This window comes from Flavobacterium sp. RSP49 (genome assembly GCF_003968735.1).
Lineage (GTDB): Bacteria > Bacteroidota > Bacteroidia > Flavobacteriales > Flavobacteriaceae > Flavobacterium.
In genome coordinates this window covers 48,606-65,220 of record NZ_RYDN01000003.1, presented here as the reverse complement: position 1 = coordinate 65,220, position 16,615 = coordinate 48,606, and the positions used below count along the sequence as shown (strand labels likewise).

10 protein-coding genes are annotated in these 16,615 nt (G+C 36.5%); 7 read left to right on the top strand and 3 right to left on the bottom strand.

Going from position 1 to position 16,615, the window contains the following annotated elements:
• Entirely contained in the window at positions 1–2,499 is a 2,499-nt protein-coding gene (locus tag EKM02_RS02810; protein WP_126451954.1) for a DUF5686 family protein, read from the top strand.
• On the opposite strand, the gene EKM02_RS02805 is transcribed toward EKM02_RS02810, so the two are convergent.
• Positions 2,496–2,825, bottom strand: coding sequence for a DMT family transporter (locus EKM02_RS02805; protein WP_126451953.1), 330 nt, complete (start codon positions 2,823–2,825; stop codon positions 2,496–2,498). The two genes, EKM02_RS02810 and EKM02_RS02805, sit on opposite strands and share 4 nt — an antisense overlap.
• A gap of 1 nt (position 2,826) precedes the next feature.
• Positions 2,827–5,097: a cation:proton antiporter gene (locus EKM02_RS02800; protein WP_126451952.1), complete on the bottom strand. Its 2,271-nt coding sequence runs from the start codon at positions 5,095–5,097 to the stop codon at positions 2,827–2,829.
• 198 nt (positions 5,098–5,295) lie between these two features.
• Here EKM02_RS02800 and EKM02_RS02795 point away from each other — a divergent pair, with 198 nt between their 5' ends.
• From EKM02_RS02795 to rpoN, 3 genes are all read left to right on the top strand, one after another.
• A complete protein-coding gene (locus tag EKM02_RS02795; RefSeq protein WP_126451951.1) occupies positions 5,296–7,713 on the top strand; it encodes an efflux RND transporter permease subunit in 2,418 nt (805 codons plus the stop codon).
• Positions 7,714–8,177: 464 nt separating this feature from the next.
• Entirely contained in the window at positions 8,178–9,614 is a 1,437-nt protein-coding gene (gene asnS / locus EKM02_RS02790) for an asparagine--tRNA ligase (protein WP_126451950.1), read from the top strand.
• 75 nt (positions 9,615–9,689) lie between these two features.
• Entirely contained in the window at positions 9,690–11,156 is a 1,467-nt protein-coding gene (gene rpoN / locus EKM02_RS02785) for an RNA polymerase factor sigma-54 (RefSeq protein WP_126451949.1), read from the top strand.
• Positions 11,157–11,423: 267 nt separating this feature from the next.
• Here rpoN and EKM02_RS02780 read toward each other — a convergent pair whose 3' ends face one another.
• Positions 11,424–12,563 carry an aminotransferase class I/II-fold pyridoxal phosphate-dependent enzyme gene (locus EKM02_RS02780; RefSeq protein ID WP_126451948.1) on the bottom strand — a complete coding sequence of 380 codons (1,140 nt, stop codon included), beginning with the start codon at positions 12,561–12,563 and terminating at the stop codon, positions 11,424–11,426.
• Positions 12,564–12,858: 295 nt separating this feature from the next.
• On the opposite strand from EKM02_RS02780, the gene EKM02_RS02775 reads away from it, so the two are divergent.
• The 3 genes from EKM02_RS02775 (at position 12,859) to EKM02_RS02765 (ending at position 16,353) form a co-directional block, all read left to right on the top strand.
• Complete coding sequence (locus tag EKM02_RS02775) at positions 12,859–13,398, top strand: hypothetical protein (RefSeq protein ID WP_126451947.1); 540 nt, start codon at positions 12,859–12,861, stop codon at positions 13,396–13,398.
• A 485-nt stretch (positions 13,399–13,883) separates the two neighbouring features.
• Entirely contained in the window at positions 13,884–14,807 is a 924-nt protein-coding gene (locus tag EKM02_RS02770) for a hypothetical protein (RefSeq protein WP_126451946.1), read from the top strand.
• Positions 14,797–16,353 carry a phosphatase PAP2 family protein gene (locus EKM02_RS02765; protein ID WP_126451945.1) on the top strand — a complete coding sequence of 519 codons (1,557 nt, stop codon included), beginning with the start codon at positions 14,797–14,799 and terminating at the stop codon, positions 16,351–16,353. The genes EKM02_RS02770 and EKM02_RS02765 overlap by 11 nt, the downstream gene beginning before the upstream one ends.
• Positions 16,354–16,615: the final 262 nt, after the last annotated feature.

Sequence of the window (16,615 nt, the reverse complement as noted above, 5' to 3'; positions counted from 1 at the left end):
ATGAAGCAATTGTGTGTGTTCTTCTTTTTTTTAACGCTTTCGCTACAGGCGCAGTTTCAAGTCAATGGAATTGTGAAAGAGTCTACAACCAATAAACCATTACCATTTGCTACGATTACTACAACTGACGGTATAAACTCCATCTCTGATGTGGATGGGAAGTTTAGTATCGTTACTCCAATTCCCTTTACAGCCTTTGATATTTCATATATTGGTTTCACCAAAGCCAGAATTACCCTTGAAAAAAACAAAAATTATTATGTGGTCATGCTATCTCAAAAAACAGATGATCTGAATGAAGTGGTGGTTCCAGACGAAAACCCAGCTTTGGCAATTATCCGAAAGGCGATCGAAAATAAAGACAATAATAACCCCCAAAAAAAACTCTACAGTTTCGAGTTTAAATCCTACAAAAAACTCATTGTAAGCGCAAATCCTGACTCCATTGACGGGAGAATCGATTCTGTTTTTGTCCAAAAATCAAGCGGTGATCAGTTCTCAAAAATTGACTCTTCCGAGTATAAGTTTAAAGATATCGTACGTCAGCAACATCTGTTTCAAACTGAAAAAGTATCACAATATCAATTTGCTAATAGCACATTAAAAGAAACTATATTAGGTACCAAAATGGCGGGTTTCAAGCAACCTGTTTATGAAATCATTGCATTTAATTTACAGTCCTTCTCTATTTACGATTCCCGTTACGAACTTTTTGAGACCAAGTACAACAGTCCCATTGCCAATGATGCCCTAAAAGATTACAACTATAAACTGTTGGATTCCCTGATCATTGACGGCAGAAACACCTACATGATTTACTTCAAGAACAAGAAAAAAAGAAGAGCGTCAGGACTGGAAGGCGTACTTTATATTGACCAAAATAATTTTGCTGTCGCCAAAGCGGTAATGCGCATAAAAGGCGTTCTTGACATTAGTGGAATTCATAACTTTAAGTACATTCCCAGTGAAAAATTATGGTTTCCAACGGACAAAACCTTTAAAATTGTAAAGGGCAAAAATGATGACGATATAAAAATCCTTGGCGGAACGATTCAATTTGATGGTGATGTAGAAAACGATTTTAAAGAACGAAAAAAAACAGCCTCGGATTTCACCTATTTATTATCGCAAACCAACAATTTTGAAATCCAGTATAACATACCGATCCAAATAAAAAAATCAGCCGTCACTATCGAAATCAAAGACGATGCAGTTAATAAACCAGAGGCTTTTTGGGACACCTACAGAAAAGACAGCTTAGACAGCCGAAGCCAAAAGACCTATCTGGCACTCGACAGTCTTTCGATCAAAAAAAGAATTGAAAGCCGCCTCCGTTTTGGCAGGAAAATCATCAATGGGTATTTACCTATAGGAAAATTCGATTTAGACTTACGTAAATTGTTTAGCTATAATAACTACGAAGGATTTAGATTGGGAATTGGAGGCACTACAAACGAACGATTTTCAAAAAATTTTAGAGTCGAAGGATACACCGCTTACGGAACAAAAGATAATGATTTTAAGTATAACTTAGGAATAGCAGCACGTGTAGGGAAATTTACTAATTCCTGGATAGGAGTTTCCTATACGGATGATCTTCGAGAAATTGCCAGTACCGTATTTGCAATTGACAAAAAGCCTTTTAAAATTTATGATCCCAGACCAATAAACATCAGTACTTTTTATAATTATGTAACTTGGAAAACATTTATAGAGACTAAAGTCATTCCAAAAACCGAAAGTTTATGGGAACTCTCTAGAACGGCTGTGGAACCACAATTCAATTATATTTTCAATTTAAACGGAAAATTATACCCCAATTACGTGATGACTACCGCAATGGTTTCTTTGCGCTGGAATCCATTTAGTGATTATATGCAAACGCCTACGGGACGAATTGAGGTTGAAAAACGTTTTCCGAAATTTACGTTTCAATACACCCAATCCCTCCCCAAAATCTGGCAAAATGATTTTGAGTTCAGCAAAATAGATTTTAAAACAGAGTATGAAAAAAAATATTTAAACGGTCAAAAAACAAGCTTACTTTTCGAGGCAGGATATTCTTTTGGTGCAATACCCTTAACTCATTTGTACAACACCTCGCCTAATAATATTACCAAAGAAACTATCATTCAAAGGATTACTTTTTCAGGCAAAAACAGTTTTGAAACCATGTTTTTCAATGAGTTTTTCTCCAGTCAATATGCCTATTTTCAATTCAAGCACGGGTTTAGCCGTGTCACATTATTCAAAAAAATAAAACCGTCTTTAGTCATTGTATCCCGCGTGGCTTGGGGTAATTTACAAAACCCGGAGCAGCACATCGGACTGGATTATAAGACACTGAACAAAGGGTATTTCGAATCGGGAATCGAACTGAATCAAATTTACAAAGGACTTGGATTAGGTGGGTTTTACCGGTATGGACCCAATCAGTTGAGTAAATTTCAAGATAATATTGCTGTCAAAATAAGCTTCGTCCTCAATATAGGCCTTTAATGACTCGACACAAATTTTAATCCTATAATAGAACTGATCAAAGTGGTGATGAAAAATATTCGCCAAAAATCAGCTGGTTCTTTAAAGACAAAAATTCCAACCAATACGGTTCCCACTGCTCCTATCCCAGTCCAAACCGCGTATGCGGTGCCTATAGGCAAAGTGAGTGTGGCTTTGTAAAGTAATCCCATGCTTATTGCCAGACAAATCAAGAATCCGCACAACCAGAATGTGGCTGTCATTCCGGAACTTTCCTTGGCTTTGCCCAAGCAAGTGGCAAAACCCACTTCAAAAAGACCTCCTAAAATTAATAAAATCCAGTTCATATTATTGTTTTAAAATTAATACCGAAGGAACTCCGCTCAGCCAAGTGCTTCTGGAGTCCACCAAGTCTTTCCAACTTTCAAGACTGACTACCATTAAATCCTGCTGATCTAAAAATTCCTTTTTAATGATTTTATCGGTTATCAAACCAATGTTATTTGGGTATTTTTGCTCCAAAGAATCAATAGCGCTCTTCATGACAAAATTAGTCGTAAGATGCCCATTTACATCCAAAAGAATAATTTTAGAATTGTTGTTGTAAATTAATTTTTGCACATAATCAATCAAAAAAGAGTCTTCAGGGCTAAAAATTGGAATAAAAATATGGTTTACGTGCTGTAAATCTTTATCGATCAAAATCCCTATTGGCATCTTGGTTTTAGAAATAATCTGTCTGGTTCTTTCATCAAAGGGCGAGTTTTCAAACAAGCCTTCTTTGCCGGTAAACTTATCAATCAAACGATCCGGATTGATGATCCGTGTGGTAAAGCCAATTACTTTTCCAAGAATAGTCCCTTCAAAAATAGATTTTCCTAGACCTATCAATAACAAATCATAGTCGCCTTGATTGGCTACATCGGCAATTTCAGTTTCAATATCCATCGTTGCTTTAAAAATCGTGGTGATGTCCTGCTTCAGGAGATGGGATTCTTCAACAATAGGATAAAAACTATTTTTTTCTTTGTCTTCCATGTTAAAAGTATGTACCTCATCACTTAAAGACAAATGCATAACGGTAACACTCGACGTGTTTTTCTGTTTTTTTATCAAACTATTGGCCAATCGAAGCAACGATTTTCCTTTTTCATTGTTTCCAAATGAAATTAAAATTCGGTATTTGTTATCATTTGATGGTTCCAAAATTTCAACCCCATCTTTAGTTTTAAAAATATAATTGATGAGATCTAAGGCCGGACCGGTCATAAAAGTCGTGACCAAAGCCATAATGACCATCATGGTAAAGACTTCAGGAGTCAACACTTTAAGCTCCAACCCGATGTTTAACACAATCAATTCCATCAAACCTCTGGTATTCATCAAGGCACCAATTGTCAAACTATCCCGCCAACTTTGCCCTATAAATCTGGCAGCCAATGCACTTCCCAAAAATTTTCCTACTACGGCTACCAGAATAATAAAACCGGTCACTTTCCACAAATACGGATCATTGATCAGCCCAATTTCAGTTTTCAAACCTGTGAATACAAAAAATAAAGGCAGTAAAAGGATCAACGCCACATCCTCTACTTTTTCTATAAATATGGTCCTGAATTTTGGAACATCTGGCATAATGGCTCCCGCCATAAACGCTCCAAACAAAGCATGAATACCGATAACCTCAGTAGCATACGAGGAAATAATAAGTACCAGAAAAAAGATCGCCACAACTGGTTTTATAATACTGTCTTTAGAACCATATAAATCTCCAATTCTTTTTAGAAATGGTTTTACAATAAAAATCATAGCTACAACATAAAGCACCGCCAACATAATAATGTATAGGGAGCTCACGAACGTTCCTGCTTTAACGATTGCAATGACCACTGCCAGTATACACCAAGCCGTAATGTCATCAGCAGCAGCACATGTAATAACTATAGAACCTAATTTAGTTTTATGAATACCTCTTTCCTGAACGATTCTGGCTAACACAGGAAAAGCAGTGATACTCAACGCAATTCCCATAAACAAACTGAAAGAAAGAAACTTAACGCCTTCAGGAGCAAAACGATTGTACACAAAATAAGCCAGACCAATCCCGAGAGTAAAGGGAATGACGATGCTCGCATGACTGATTACCACCGCTTCATTAGCTTTGTTCTTCAGCACTTTTAAATCGAGTTCCATCCCTATCACGAACATAAAAAGAATCAGTCCTATCTGACTCAAAAACTTTAAGTTCCCCAACGATTCAACAGGAAATAAAGCAATTGAAAATTCTGGAAAATACAATCCCAGCAAAGATGGTCCTAGAACAATACCCGCAATAATTTCCCCAATTACTGAAGGCTGACCAATTTTCTTGAAAATCCAGCCAAAAACACGAGCAACTAGAATAATCGTAATAATTTGTGCCAAAAGGATAGCCAAAGGATCTTGGAAGTTATGCTGAATCGACACTAAAAAATCACTCCACGAACCGTTTCCGCTCTCTGGTGTCACTATCGTTTCTGCCACTTCTAAATGCTTTCCTTTACTTATGATCCAATACATTAGCGCTATAAAACCGCCAGTAACACTTAAATAAAATAGTGTGTTTTTATAATTCTTCATATCTATTTTTATATGGACTTTCCCCACTTTAAAGAAACAAAGATGAGAAATTCAAATATATAATTTATATGCCACAAAATTATTTTATTGTAAAATAAAAAATGGGTGTTATTAGCCCAGTAAAACAACAAAAAGTTTCCTTTAAAATAAATGATTTATAGTGGTTTTGACTACCTTTACCGCCTTTAATATTGATTTATGATTAAGTGGTTTAGTTTAGGATTTTGGGAATTAATAGCGCGAATTGTCCTTAGAAACAGAGTTTTAATGTTATCTATTATTGTTGTGATAACAGCACTTTTAGCATTACAATGGAAAAATATTCACTTCGCTTTTACTGAAGCCAATTTATTACCGGATGACAATATTGTAAACATTGAGTACAATGCCTTTTTAAATAAATTTGGGGAAGAGGGAAATCTAGTCATCATCGGGGTAAAAGATGACGCCATATATACCCCGAAAGCCTTTGCTTCCTGGAGCAAAATGATGAATACGTTAAAAGGTGAAAAAGCGGTTGATTTAGTAATTTCGTTAAATGACTTAAAGAAATTACAAAAAAATGATTCGTTGGCAATCTTTGAACTTGTTCCTTTTGTGGACCAAAGCAAAACTCTTGATCCGGCATACCTTCAAAAAATTAAAAAAGAACTTTTTAATGATTTGCCTTTTTACGAAGGATTACTTTTCAACAAAAGATCCGGAAGCGTTCGCTCTGCCGTTTATATGGATAAAAAAATTGTAAACACAGCAGCCCGAAAAGATTTTATCCTTGATAAATTAGTTCCTGCAGTCGAAACATTCGAAAAAGAAACCGGAATCGACCTGCGCGTTTCAGGAATGCCTTACATCCGAACACTAAATGCAAAAACTGTCACTGATGAGATTAGCATCTTCATTGGAGCCTCTTTATTAATCACCTCATTGCTTTTCTTTTTCTTTTTTAGAAGTTTTAGGGCGACGTTAATATCAATGGTAATTGTCATTATTGGCGTGATGTGGTCTTTTGGGTTTTTAGGATTATTAAACTACGAAATTACGGTTTTGACCGCCCTAGTTCCGTCATTAATCATCGTAATCGGAATCCCCAACTGTATTTTCCTGACCAATAAATACCATCAGGAATACAAAATTCACCACAATAAAGCCAAAGCATTACAGCGTGTCACGACCAAAGTAGGAATGGCAACCTTGATGACGAATCTCACCACGGCTATAGGTTTTGCTACGTTTGTGGCTTCAAATAATCAATTGTTATTAGAATTTGGAGTTGTAACATCCATCAATATCATGGCACTTTTCTTTTTGTGCATTATTGTCATTCCTATTTTTCATAGTTACATTCCAGCACCCAAAGAGCGCCACATCGAACACCTAGACCGCAATTATGTGAAGGTTTTTATGAATTGGATTCTGAGAAACGTAAAATACAATCGATTTTCAATTTATGTTATTTCCATTATTTTACTTGTCATTAGCATTATAGGAATCTATGAAATGCGCATTTCCGGCAGTTTGATTGAAGATATGCCTAAAAAAGAAGCCTTTTTTGAAGACATTGTTTTCTTCGAAAAAGAATTTGATGGCGTGATGCCGCTCGAAATCATGATTGACACCAAACGCAAAAAAGGAGTTATGAAATTGTCTACGCTGAGGCGAATGGACGAATTGGAGGAAACCATTGACGAAATCCCGGAATTATCAAAACCCATTTCGATTGTGAATCTGGTAAAATATTCTAAGCAAGCGTATTATAATGGAAATCCCGATTACTACGAATTGCCAACGTCACAGGAACAGTCGTTTATTTTGTCGTATGCTAAAAATGCCACGAAAAACTCCAAAGATAATCTGATGAAAAGCTATGTGGATTCGACGGGGCAATTTGCACGAATCACGACTTTTATGCGCGATGAAAATGGCGATAATATTGCCAAAATTGAAGCTGAAATTCGCAAGAAAGCTGATAAAATTTTCCCGCCAGATCAATATAAAGTCACCATCACCGGAAAAGCTTTAGTTTTCCAGAAAGGAACTGGTTACCTACTGGACAACTTACTTTCGTCGCTGGCTTTCGCCTTTTTCCTGACCGCACTTTTGATTGGTTTTATGTTCCGTTCGTTCAAAATGGTGTTGGTTTCTATCATTCCTAATTTATTGCCGCTAATGCTAACCGCAGGAATCATGGGCTTTCTGGACATTCCGCTGAAACCGTCGACGATATTGGTTTTCGGAATTGCGTTTGGTCTTTCGGTGGATGACACCGTAAGATTTCTGTCGCAATACCGCGAGGAATTAAAGAAAAATAATTGGAAAATTCGCAAATCCGTTTACGCCACATTTACGGATGCCGGCCTGAGCATGTTTTATACTTCTATCGTGTTGTTCTTTGGATTTTCGGTGTTTATGTTGTCCAGTTTTGGGGGAACAATAGCACTTGGCGGATTGATTTCATTGACATTGTTATTCGGAATGCTATCCAATTTGATGTTGTTGCCAGCTTTAGTCTTGACCTTGAATAAAACTTTGGCCAACGAACAAGATTTTATCGAACCCAAAATTGACATCATCGAACCAAGTGATGCCGAGATTGATGATTTACAGAAAAACAAGTAATAGTACTTGGAGCTTTTTCCCGCTATTCGTTACAATATTTTAAAGCTTCCAGCCTCTGAAAGGCTGGAAGCTTTAAAAATGATTTTCACTGCTATCGGGGCTAGGGAATTATGAAAACTAGAAAAATTTAAAAAAACCTATCCAATCTCGTTGTCATTTTAACTAAAGATAAAACTTATAAAAATGAACTATTAGTGATAAGATTCCTCCTTCGTCAGAATGGCAAATAAAGAACAGAAAGGCAAAACGGTACAGGAAATTCATAAAATACTTTCAAAAATTCCCAAATAACTCCATTCGTTTAGCCCCGATAGCAGCGGCATCCCACGCTTTTGGGCGTAGATATAGCGAATAGCGGGAAATAGCTCCAGATTGCTTCACTCCTCGCAATGACTTTTAAAACAAATCATTTATATTTGCAGTTCAATTACAAGACACTATTTAATATTAATTATACCCCTAAAATGAGACATACAAAAGTTAAAGACTTACTAAATAGCACAACAACGCTTCATGAAGTGAATGCAAAAGGATGGGTGAGAACTTTTAGAAACAATCAATTTATTGCCTTAAACGATGGCTCGACTATCAATAATATACAATGTGTTGTCGATTTTGAAAACACTCCAGATGAAACCTTGAAAAGAATTACCACTGGAGCAGCAATATCTGTAACCGGAACTTTGATAGAAAGCAAAGGTGCAGGACAAAAATTTGAAATTCAGGTAGCTAAACTGGAAATCCTTGGAGATTCGGATGCGGAGAAATTCCCAATACAACCTAAGAACAAACCGAGCTTGGATTTCTTGCGGGAAAATGCGCATTTAAGAGTGCGTACTAATATGTTTGGAGCGATTATGAGAGTGCGTTCGGTATTGTCATATGCAGTTCACAGTTATTTTCAAGAGAAAGGTTTTGTGTATGTGAATACACCAATCATCACGGGATCGGATGCTGAAGGTGCTGGTGAAATGTTTAAAGTTACCGCTTTGCCATTTGACAGAACGCCAAGAACCGAAGATGGAAAAGTGAATTACAAAGAAGATTTCTTCGGAAAAGAAACCAACCTAACGGTTTCGGGACAACTGGAAGGAGAAACTTTTGCGATGGCTTTGGGTCAAATTTATACTTTTGGACCAACCTTTAGAGCCGAAAACTCGAATACTTCGCGTCACCTTGCCGAATTTTGGATGATTGAGCCAGAGGTAGCGTTCAATGATTTGAATGACAATATGGATTTGGCCGAAGATTTTATTCAGCATGTAATTAAATACACTTTGGAAAAATGTCCTGAGGATTTGAAATTCCTGGAAGGAAGATTATTGGATGAAGAGAAATCAAAACCAGTTGCGGAAAGAAGCGAAATGGCGTTGCTTGACAAATTAAATTTTGTTTTAGAGAACAATTTCAAACGAGTTTCATATACGGAAGCAATTGATATTTTAAGGGATTGTACGCCTAATAAAAAGAAAAAATTTAACTATATCATTAACGAATGGGGAGCTGATTTACAATCGGAACACGAGCGTTATTTGGTGGAAAAACACTTTAAATGTCCGGTAATCTTGTTTGATTACCCGGCAAATATCAAAGCATTTTACATGCGTTTGAACGAAGACGGAAAAACGGTTCGTGCGATGGATATCCTTTTCCCAGGGATTGGAGAAATCGTGGGCGGTTCTCAAAGAGAAGAGCGTTTTGATGTTTTAGTTGAAAAAATGAAAGCCTTAGGAATTGATGAAGAAGAATTATGGTGGTATCTTGATACCCGAAGATTTGGTTCAGCGGTTCACTCTGGTTTTGGACTTGGATTCGAAAGATTGGTATTGTTTGTAACAGGAATGACAAACATTCGTGACGTAATTCCTTTTCCAAGAACGCCAATGAATGCGGAGTTTTAAAAAAGTTTATTCGGTTAGTCGGTTATTCGGTTAATCGATTCAACAAATAAACGGTTAACCGATTAAACAATAAAAATGCTGAAGCAATTCTTAAATTTAAAATTATCACAGAAATTATCTCCTCAACAAATTCAGTTGATGAAGTTAATTCAATTGCCTACGCAAGCTTTCGAACAGCGTTTACTGGAAGAAATGAACGAGAATCCAGCTTTGGAAACTGGAAAAGAAGAAGATGAGTATGAAAAGGATGAATTCGAAAACGAAGATTATGACGATTATGATGATGCGGAATCAGAGCGGATTGACGCCGAAGACATCAACATTGACGAATATTTAAGCAATGACGAAACTCCGGATTATAAAACGCAGGCTAACAATTATAGTGATGATGACGATGATCGCGAAACGCCTTTTGCCGCGCCAGTGAGTTTTCATCAGGATTTAATCAATCAGTTGAATACCTTCATCCTGAATGATGAAGAGCGTGATATTGCTGAATTCCTTGTAGGAAGTATTGATGACATGGGATATATTCGTCGCAGTGTTGCTGATATGGTAGACGATATGGCATTCACGCAAGGCATTTATACCGATGAGAAAATGGTCGAAAAAATGCTGCAGGTAATTCATGAACTGGAACCATCCGGCGTAGGCGCACAAGATCTACAGGAATGTTTGTTGTTACAATTGAAACATAAAACACCGACAGAATCCGTAGAACTGGCCACTGACATTATCGAAAATCAGTTTGATGCTTTCACTAAAAAACATTATGACAAGCTGTTACAAAAATACAATGTTTCAAATGAGCAGCTTAAAAAAGCAATTCACGAAATAGAAAAACTGAACCCAAAACCAGGAGGATCCTTTACCGGAAACAATAAAATAACAGAAAACGTAGTTCCTGATTTTGCCATTAGAATTGTAGACGGTGAACTGGAACTGACTTTAAACGGTCGAAATGCTCCTTCTCTGCACGTTTCTAAAGAGTATCAGGAAATGATGCAAACGTATAAGGATTCCCGAGACAAATCGGCACAGCAAAAAGATGCAGTGCAGTTTATAAAGCAAAAGTTGGATTCAGCTAAATGGTTTATCGATGCGATACGCCAACGTCAGGAAACCCTTTTTGTAACCATGAATGCGATTACACATTATCAGGAAGAGTTTTTTCTGGATGGTGATGAAACCAAGTTAAAACCAATGATCTTAAAAGATATTGCCGACATGGTAGGTCTTGACATTTCGACGATTTCACGTGTAGCAAACAGCAAATATGTAGAAACGCCTTATGGCACGAAACTGATCAAGGAATTTTTCTCGGAATCCATGAAAAACGATCAAGGCGAGGATGTTTCGACATTGGAAATCAAGAAAATCCTTCAAAATACAATTGAGGAAGAAGACAAGAAAAAACCGCTTCCAGATGATCAACTGGCCGAAATCCTAAAAGAAAAAGGATATCCAATTGCGAGAAGAACCATTGCTAAATACAGAGAACAACTCGATATTCCTGTGGCGAGAATGAGAAAGAAAATATAGGCGATGCGTTAAATAAGGACCAATTTAAGCACTCAAAATACGTACAATAAAAAATTAATTTACAAACCATATTAGGTTTAAATACTAATCGCTTCTTTCCTAATAAAGTACCGATAGTTTACAATACAATTCACCCGTATTCTTTATGCTTTTTTGATTATTTGAATTCAGGATTAATCTGCAATCAAAAGTAAACCCATAATTACAGCAAGAAGTACGTTAATGCACTAATCTGTTTTAATCCTTGAAATCCGGAGCATCCGCTGGCTAAAAAAGAAAAGTGCACAACAAATGCAACACTTCCGAAATTTCTTGCGTCGAATTGTAACTATGAATGCAAAAACGCAGGCGTTCCTGCCCTTCGGGAACCGTTGGCGAAAGTATAGCTTTCACATCAAATCCTTTTTCCTGCAGTTGACTGGCGATGGTTTTTACTTTTTCATTTCCGGGAATAATCGCAGATTGTATTGCCGATTTGCTTCGGACGAAAAGTGGTTTTAAACTCAATAGATTTTTCTGCTGATTGAAAAAGACAATGTTTTCTTTTAATTTTAAAATTGAAACCGAATCTTTTTTTAAATGCTGGTACGCAACCAAAATCGCAGCAACAGAATGTGGCGAAAGCCCTGTGGTATAAATAAAACTGCGGGAGAAATTTACTAAATAATCCCTCAATTCAACCGAGCCTAAAATCGCGGCTCCATGGCATCCCAGTCCTTTCCCGAAAGTCATAATTTGAGCAAAGACATGTTCTTGTAGACCCTGCATTTGAACCAATCCCCCGCCTGTTTCACCAAAAACGCCCAAAGCATGCGCCTCATCCACAACAAGATAACAATTGTATTTAGTTGAAACCAAAACTAATTCTTCCAAATTGGGACAATCACCATCCATAGAAAAAACAGATTCAGTAACGATATAAATAATAGTGTTTGGATTCCGTAAAATCAAGTTTTCTAAATCCTCAAAATCATTATGATTGAATTTATAGGCTTTGGCTTTCGACAGTTGGATTCCGTCCCGAATAGAAGCATGACACAATTCATCGTATAAAATCAAATCGCCTTTTTGTGGAACGGCACTAAAAAAACCAATATTGGCATTGTAACCCGAATTAAAAATCAAGGCTGTTTCTGATTGGTGGAAACTGGCAATATAGTTTTCTGTTTCTTGATACAGCTTATGGTTCCCGGATAATAATCGGGAACCGGTCGCCCCGTTTTGAATGACATTATTAGTAATTAAATACTCGTGCGTATGATTAAATATAATTTCTGATTGTGAAAAGCCCAAGTAATCATTGGAAGAAAAATCAATTCTTTTACTTGATAAAGGCAATTTTCGCAACGCATTATTTTGCTTTCGAATTTCAAGTTTAGCGGATAGATTTTCTGGGAAATGTTTCATAGTCCACAAAAATAAGCATCTTTTTTGGTTTATGAATTTTGCGCCATTTTTGTTTACTAATTTCTTCCAATTAATGAATTTTGAAACAGGAATTCTAATACAGAATCTTGTTTCATTATTCAAAAAAATATAATTCTATAAAAATTAACAATTAAAAAACAACTATTAAAAAAAAATATACAAATTTTTCCGAAAACGGTTTCGTTTTATAATTTTATTAAATTATGTTAAAAAAAACTTAAAATTAATATTGAAAATGTTAACTTATTAAATAGTTTTCTACTTTCGGGAAATTATGAAACGAATTGCATCACTTTTTTTAATAGTAACGTTGTTCTACAACGTGATGGGATACTATCTGATGTTTGCTTATCAAGAAGAGCAAGCGTGGGTATCTACTATGGAAAAAAGACATGATACAGAGTTTGAAGTAATCCAATTGAATGCAACTTTATATTCTTTTATTGAAGACACTGATTTTGAGTACGTCAATGAAGATGTGGTTATCAACAATAAAAGGTATCATATTTTCAAGAAAAGAATTCAAAATAACATACTAAGTTTGTATTACCTGCGCAATGCACATCAAGATGCAATAAGCCAGGATTTAAAAGATATTGTTGACAATCAATTATTTAATGGATCTTCCTCTAAAGAGTCTCCGGTTAAAAAACTCATGAAGTCTTTTCTTCAAGATTATATTCCAAATAATACTGTTTGCCTAGCTTTTTATCCAAAAACAGCGATACTTTCTGCTGAACCTATCATTACGCCAAACCAGGCGTTAGATTCCGGGTACACTTCCATTTCGTATTCACCACCTGATTTCGTTTAAATCGTCATTCATTTTAGTAGAATCATTCGCTTTTATCCGGTTTTTGTAAGTCAAGATAATTCATGATTGCTTTAGCTACATCTGTACATTTATTACACCCTTTCGATAGAAATTGTGCCCGTTATAAATACAAAACAGGTTTTTGTGTTTTCTGAATTCACTTTTGTGAATAATTTGATAGGCCATTTTGCATTGCTATTCTGGTATACTTTGTACAACTAGCCTTTAGGACCATGACTAAAATAGATTTACAGAAAAGTTCTGTGTTTGAAAAACGCCCTTAATCAATGCATTTAGCCTTGTAAATTCAAAGAGATTTTTTGGCTGAAGCCAAAAACAAATCTTGTTTTACAGCGATATTACTTGACAAACAATCACTATTTTTTTAACTCAGACCTTCTTAGGTAAAAAGTTGTTGTTGTACTATTTTATACCATTACCCATTCTAAAAAAGGCTAAAACCATTAACCAAAAATCATTTTTTAATGAAAAAAATTTATCTGAACTGCCTGCTGTTGGCACCTTTATTTATAAATGCTCAAACCGAGATTGATGGTATTATGATGAGCAAAAACAATTTTTGTCTCGGAGCTGTTTACCAATACAGCAGCTGGGATAAGTATTGGGAAGGAACCTTTAAAAGAGAAAATCTTAATCTGGGTACTGTTTCAACAAAATCAATTGCTCTAATGGGAAACTATGGTGTTTCTGATAAATTGAATATTATTTTCAGTCTTCCTTACGTGGATACACATGCAAGTGCTGGAACAATGGAAGGCCAAAAAGGATTACAAGATATTTCACTAACAGTAAAATACATGCCATTTGAAAAAACAATTGGTAAAGCTACCTACTCGTTATATGCTTTGGGAGGTCTTTCGGCTCCAGTTTCTGATTATTCAGCTGATTATTTACCCTTGAGTCTTGGCCTAAAAAGCAAGACAGCATCTTTACGCATCATGGGTGATTATCAAAGAGGTCATTTTTTTACCACTATTTCGGGAGCGTATGTAAAAAGGGCCAATATAATTATTGATAGAAATTCCTATTACACAACCGAAATGCATTACACCAATGAAGTAGACATGCCAGACGCAATTTCTGTAAACTTGAGAATTGGCTATCGTTCCACTAGATTAATAGCCGAAGTAGTTCTTGATAACTGGGTTACGCAATCCGGAGGATTTGACATCACTACCAACAACATGCCTTTCCCGAGCAATACTATGAATGCCTTAAAATTTGGCATGAATACGAAATACACAGTCCAGAAAATTCCGGGATTATCTCTTATTGGGGGGTACAATTTTGTTACGGAAGGTAGAAATATTGGGCAATCAAACACCTTCTATGGTGGTTTATTTTACATCCTTAATTTAAAAAAAACAGCACAAGAAAATGAAAAATAAAACACAAAAAATAGCCTATTACACTCTTTTGGTTCTGTTTCTTACATTGAACCAATCTTGCAGTGATGAGCTAACAGAACGCAACGAGCAATTCCCTCAATTGAATCCAGCCAATACAGACCAATTAGCAGGAACCTGGAAAACATTCTTACTGACTACTCCGGATGAGTTCTCTTTGGATGCACCAATAGCAACTACCGCAGCGGCATTTACAAGAGAAATAAATGACATAAAAAGCTATCAGGCAAACATCACGCAAGACCAAAGAAAGATCATAAAATACTGGAGTGCCGGAGGAGTTTTGCGTTGGAATGAAATCATGCGAACATTAGTGGCAAGACACAATCGACCGCCGTATCAAAATGAAGACGGAACCTACCCTGCACCATCTGGAGCAAATCCGTTTGCGAATCCGCAGTTTCCATTCTCAAATCCGCCTTATGCAGCCAGAGCGTATGCCTATGTGAGTGCGGCGCAATACGATGCGATGATAGCAACTTGGCATTATAAAAAACTGTACAATAGAGCTGCACCTTTTACGGTTGATGCTACATTACCGGTTTTAATCCCAAAAAGCAACTTGCCTTCCTATCCCTCTGAAGATGCTGTTTTAGCAGGAGTAACAGTTGAGTTATTAAAATTATTATTCCCAACAGAAAGCGCTTACATACAAGAAAAGGCAGAGGAACAAAAATTGTATCGAATCATTAGTGGTGCCAATGTTCGCAGTGATGTGGATGCTGGAATTATTTTAGGGCGAAAAATAGCAACTAAATTTATCGCAAGAGCAGCTGCTGACGGAACAGGAGCTGCTATTGGCAATCAAGCGCTTTGGACACAACTGGAAACTCAAACGGCAGCAACCGGAGAAACTCCATGGAAATCATTAGATATACCAGCAAGACCTCCAATGCTACCATTATTTGGAAAAGTAAAATCATTCCTTATGACTCCTGAAATGGTTGTGGCCAGTCGCCCGGTTCCACCACCATCAACAAAATCAGAACAATTTGCAAAAGAATTAGCTGAAGTAAAAAGTTATGCAAAAAATGCCACTAGAAAAAACATGGAAATTGTTACTTTTTGGGCTGATGGAGTAGGAACTTATACGCCACCGGGACACTGGAATGCAATTGCATCAGAGTCATTTGTAGCACTCAATTATAGTGAGGTGCGCTGGGCACGAAATCTAGCGTTGCTAAATATTGCCATGATGGATGCGGCGATCTGCTGCTGGGACGCAAAATACAGGTACTTCAATCCAAGACCATCACAAATGGATCCGTCTATAAAAACATTAACCGGGATTCCAAATTTCCCTGCTTATGTATCCGGCCATTCCACCTTCAGCGGTGCAGCCTATGTTGTTTTATCACATCTCATCCCTTCAAAAGCAAAAGGTTTTGTAGCTATGGCAAAAGAAGCTTCGGATTCCAGAATGTTTGGATGCATTCATTATAGAAGCGATTGTGAAAAAGGACTTGAATTAGGCGAAAAAGTGGGTGGCTTTGCAATTGCAAGAGCTCTTATTGATGGTGCAGAATAACTAGGAATAATCAAGTTGGTGATTTGTTTTAATGGTTTGTTTTAATATCTAATTTTATCAACTACCTCCTAACAGATGTTGGAAACCAGTTAGGCTTTTTTAATTTTAAAAGCGCAGAGAGATTTAAAAGAAGTGGCTGTCTTTTATTGCTGTTAAGCGTTTATGGGATTATAATTAGACTGATGGGCATGAGTCAGACGCCAAAGGACCAAATACTTTCTGACATTATTTTGTATTTTTTACTACTTGCAATTGGATTTGG

What these genes read in the sequence shown, in the direction of transcription:
- EKM02_RS02810 (WP_126451954.1), top strand. Translation starts at nt 1, where the DNA reads ATGAAGCAATTGTGTGTGTTCTTCTTTTTTTTAACGCTTTCGCTACAG.
- EKM02_RS02805 (WP_126451953.1), bottom strand. Translation starts at nt 2,825, where the DNA reads ATGAACTGGATTTTATTAATTTTAGGAGGTCTTTTTGAAGTGGGTTTT.
- EKM02_RS02800 (WP_126451952.1), bottom strand. Translation starts at nt 5,097, where the DNA reads ATGAAGAATTATAAAAACACACTATTTTATTTAAGTGTTACTGGCGGT.
- EKM02_RS02795 (WP_126451951.1), top strand. Translation starts at nt 5,296, where the DNA reads ATGATTAAGTGGTTTAGTTTAGGATTTTGGGAATTAATAGCGCGAATT.
- asnS (WP_126451950.1), top strand. Translation starts at nt 8,178, where the DNA reads ATGAGACATACAAAAGTTAAAGACTTACTAAATAGCACAACAACGCTT.
- rpoN (WP_126451949.1), top strand. Translation starts at nt 9,690, where the DNA reads ATGCTGAAGCAATTCTTAAATTTAAAATTATCACAGAAATTATCTCCT.
- EKM02_RS02780 (WP_126451948.1), bottom strand. Translation starts at nt 12,563, where the DNA reads ATGAAACATTTCCCAGAAAATCTATCCGCTAAACTTGAAATTCGAAAG.
- EKM02_RS02775 (WP_126451947.1), top strand. Translation starts at nt 12,859, where the DNA reads ATGAAACGAATTGCATCACTTTTTTTAATAGTAACGTTGTTCTACAAC.
- EKM02_RS02770 (WP_126451946.1), top strand. Translation starts at nt 13,884, where the DNA reads ATGAAAAAAATTTATCTGAACTGCCTGCTGTTGGCACCTTTATTTATA.
- EKM02_RS02765 (WP_126451945.1), top strand. Translation starts at nt 14,797, where the DNA reads ATGAAAAATAAAACACAAAAAATAGCCTATTACACTCTTTTGGTTCTG.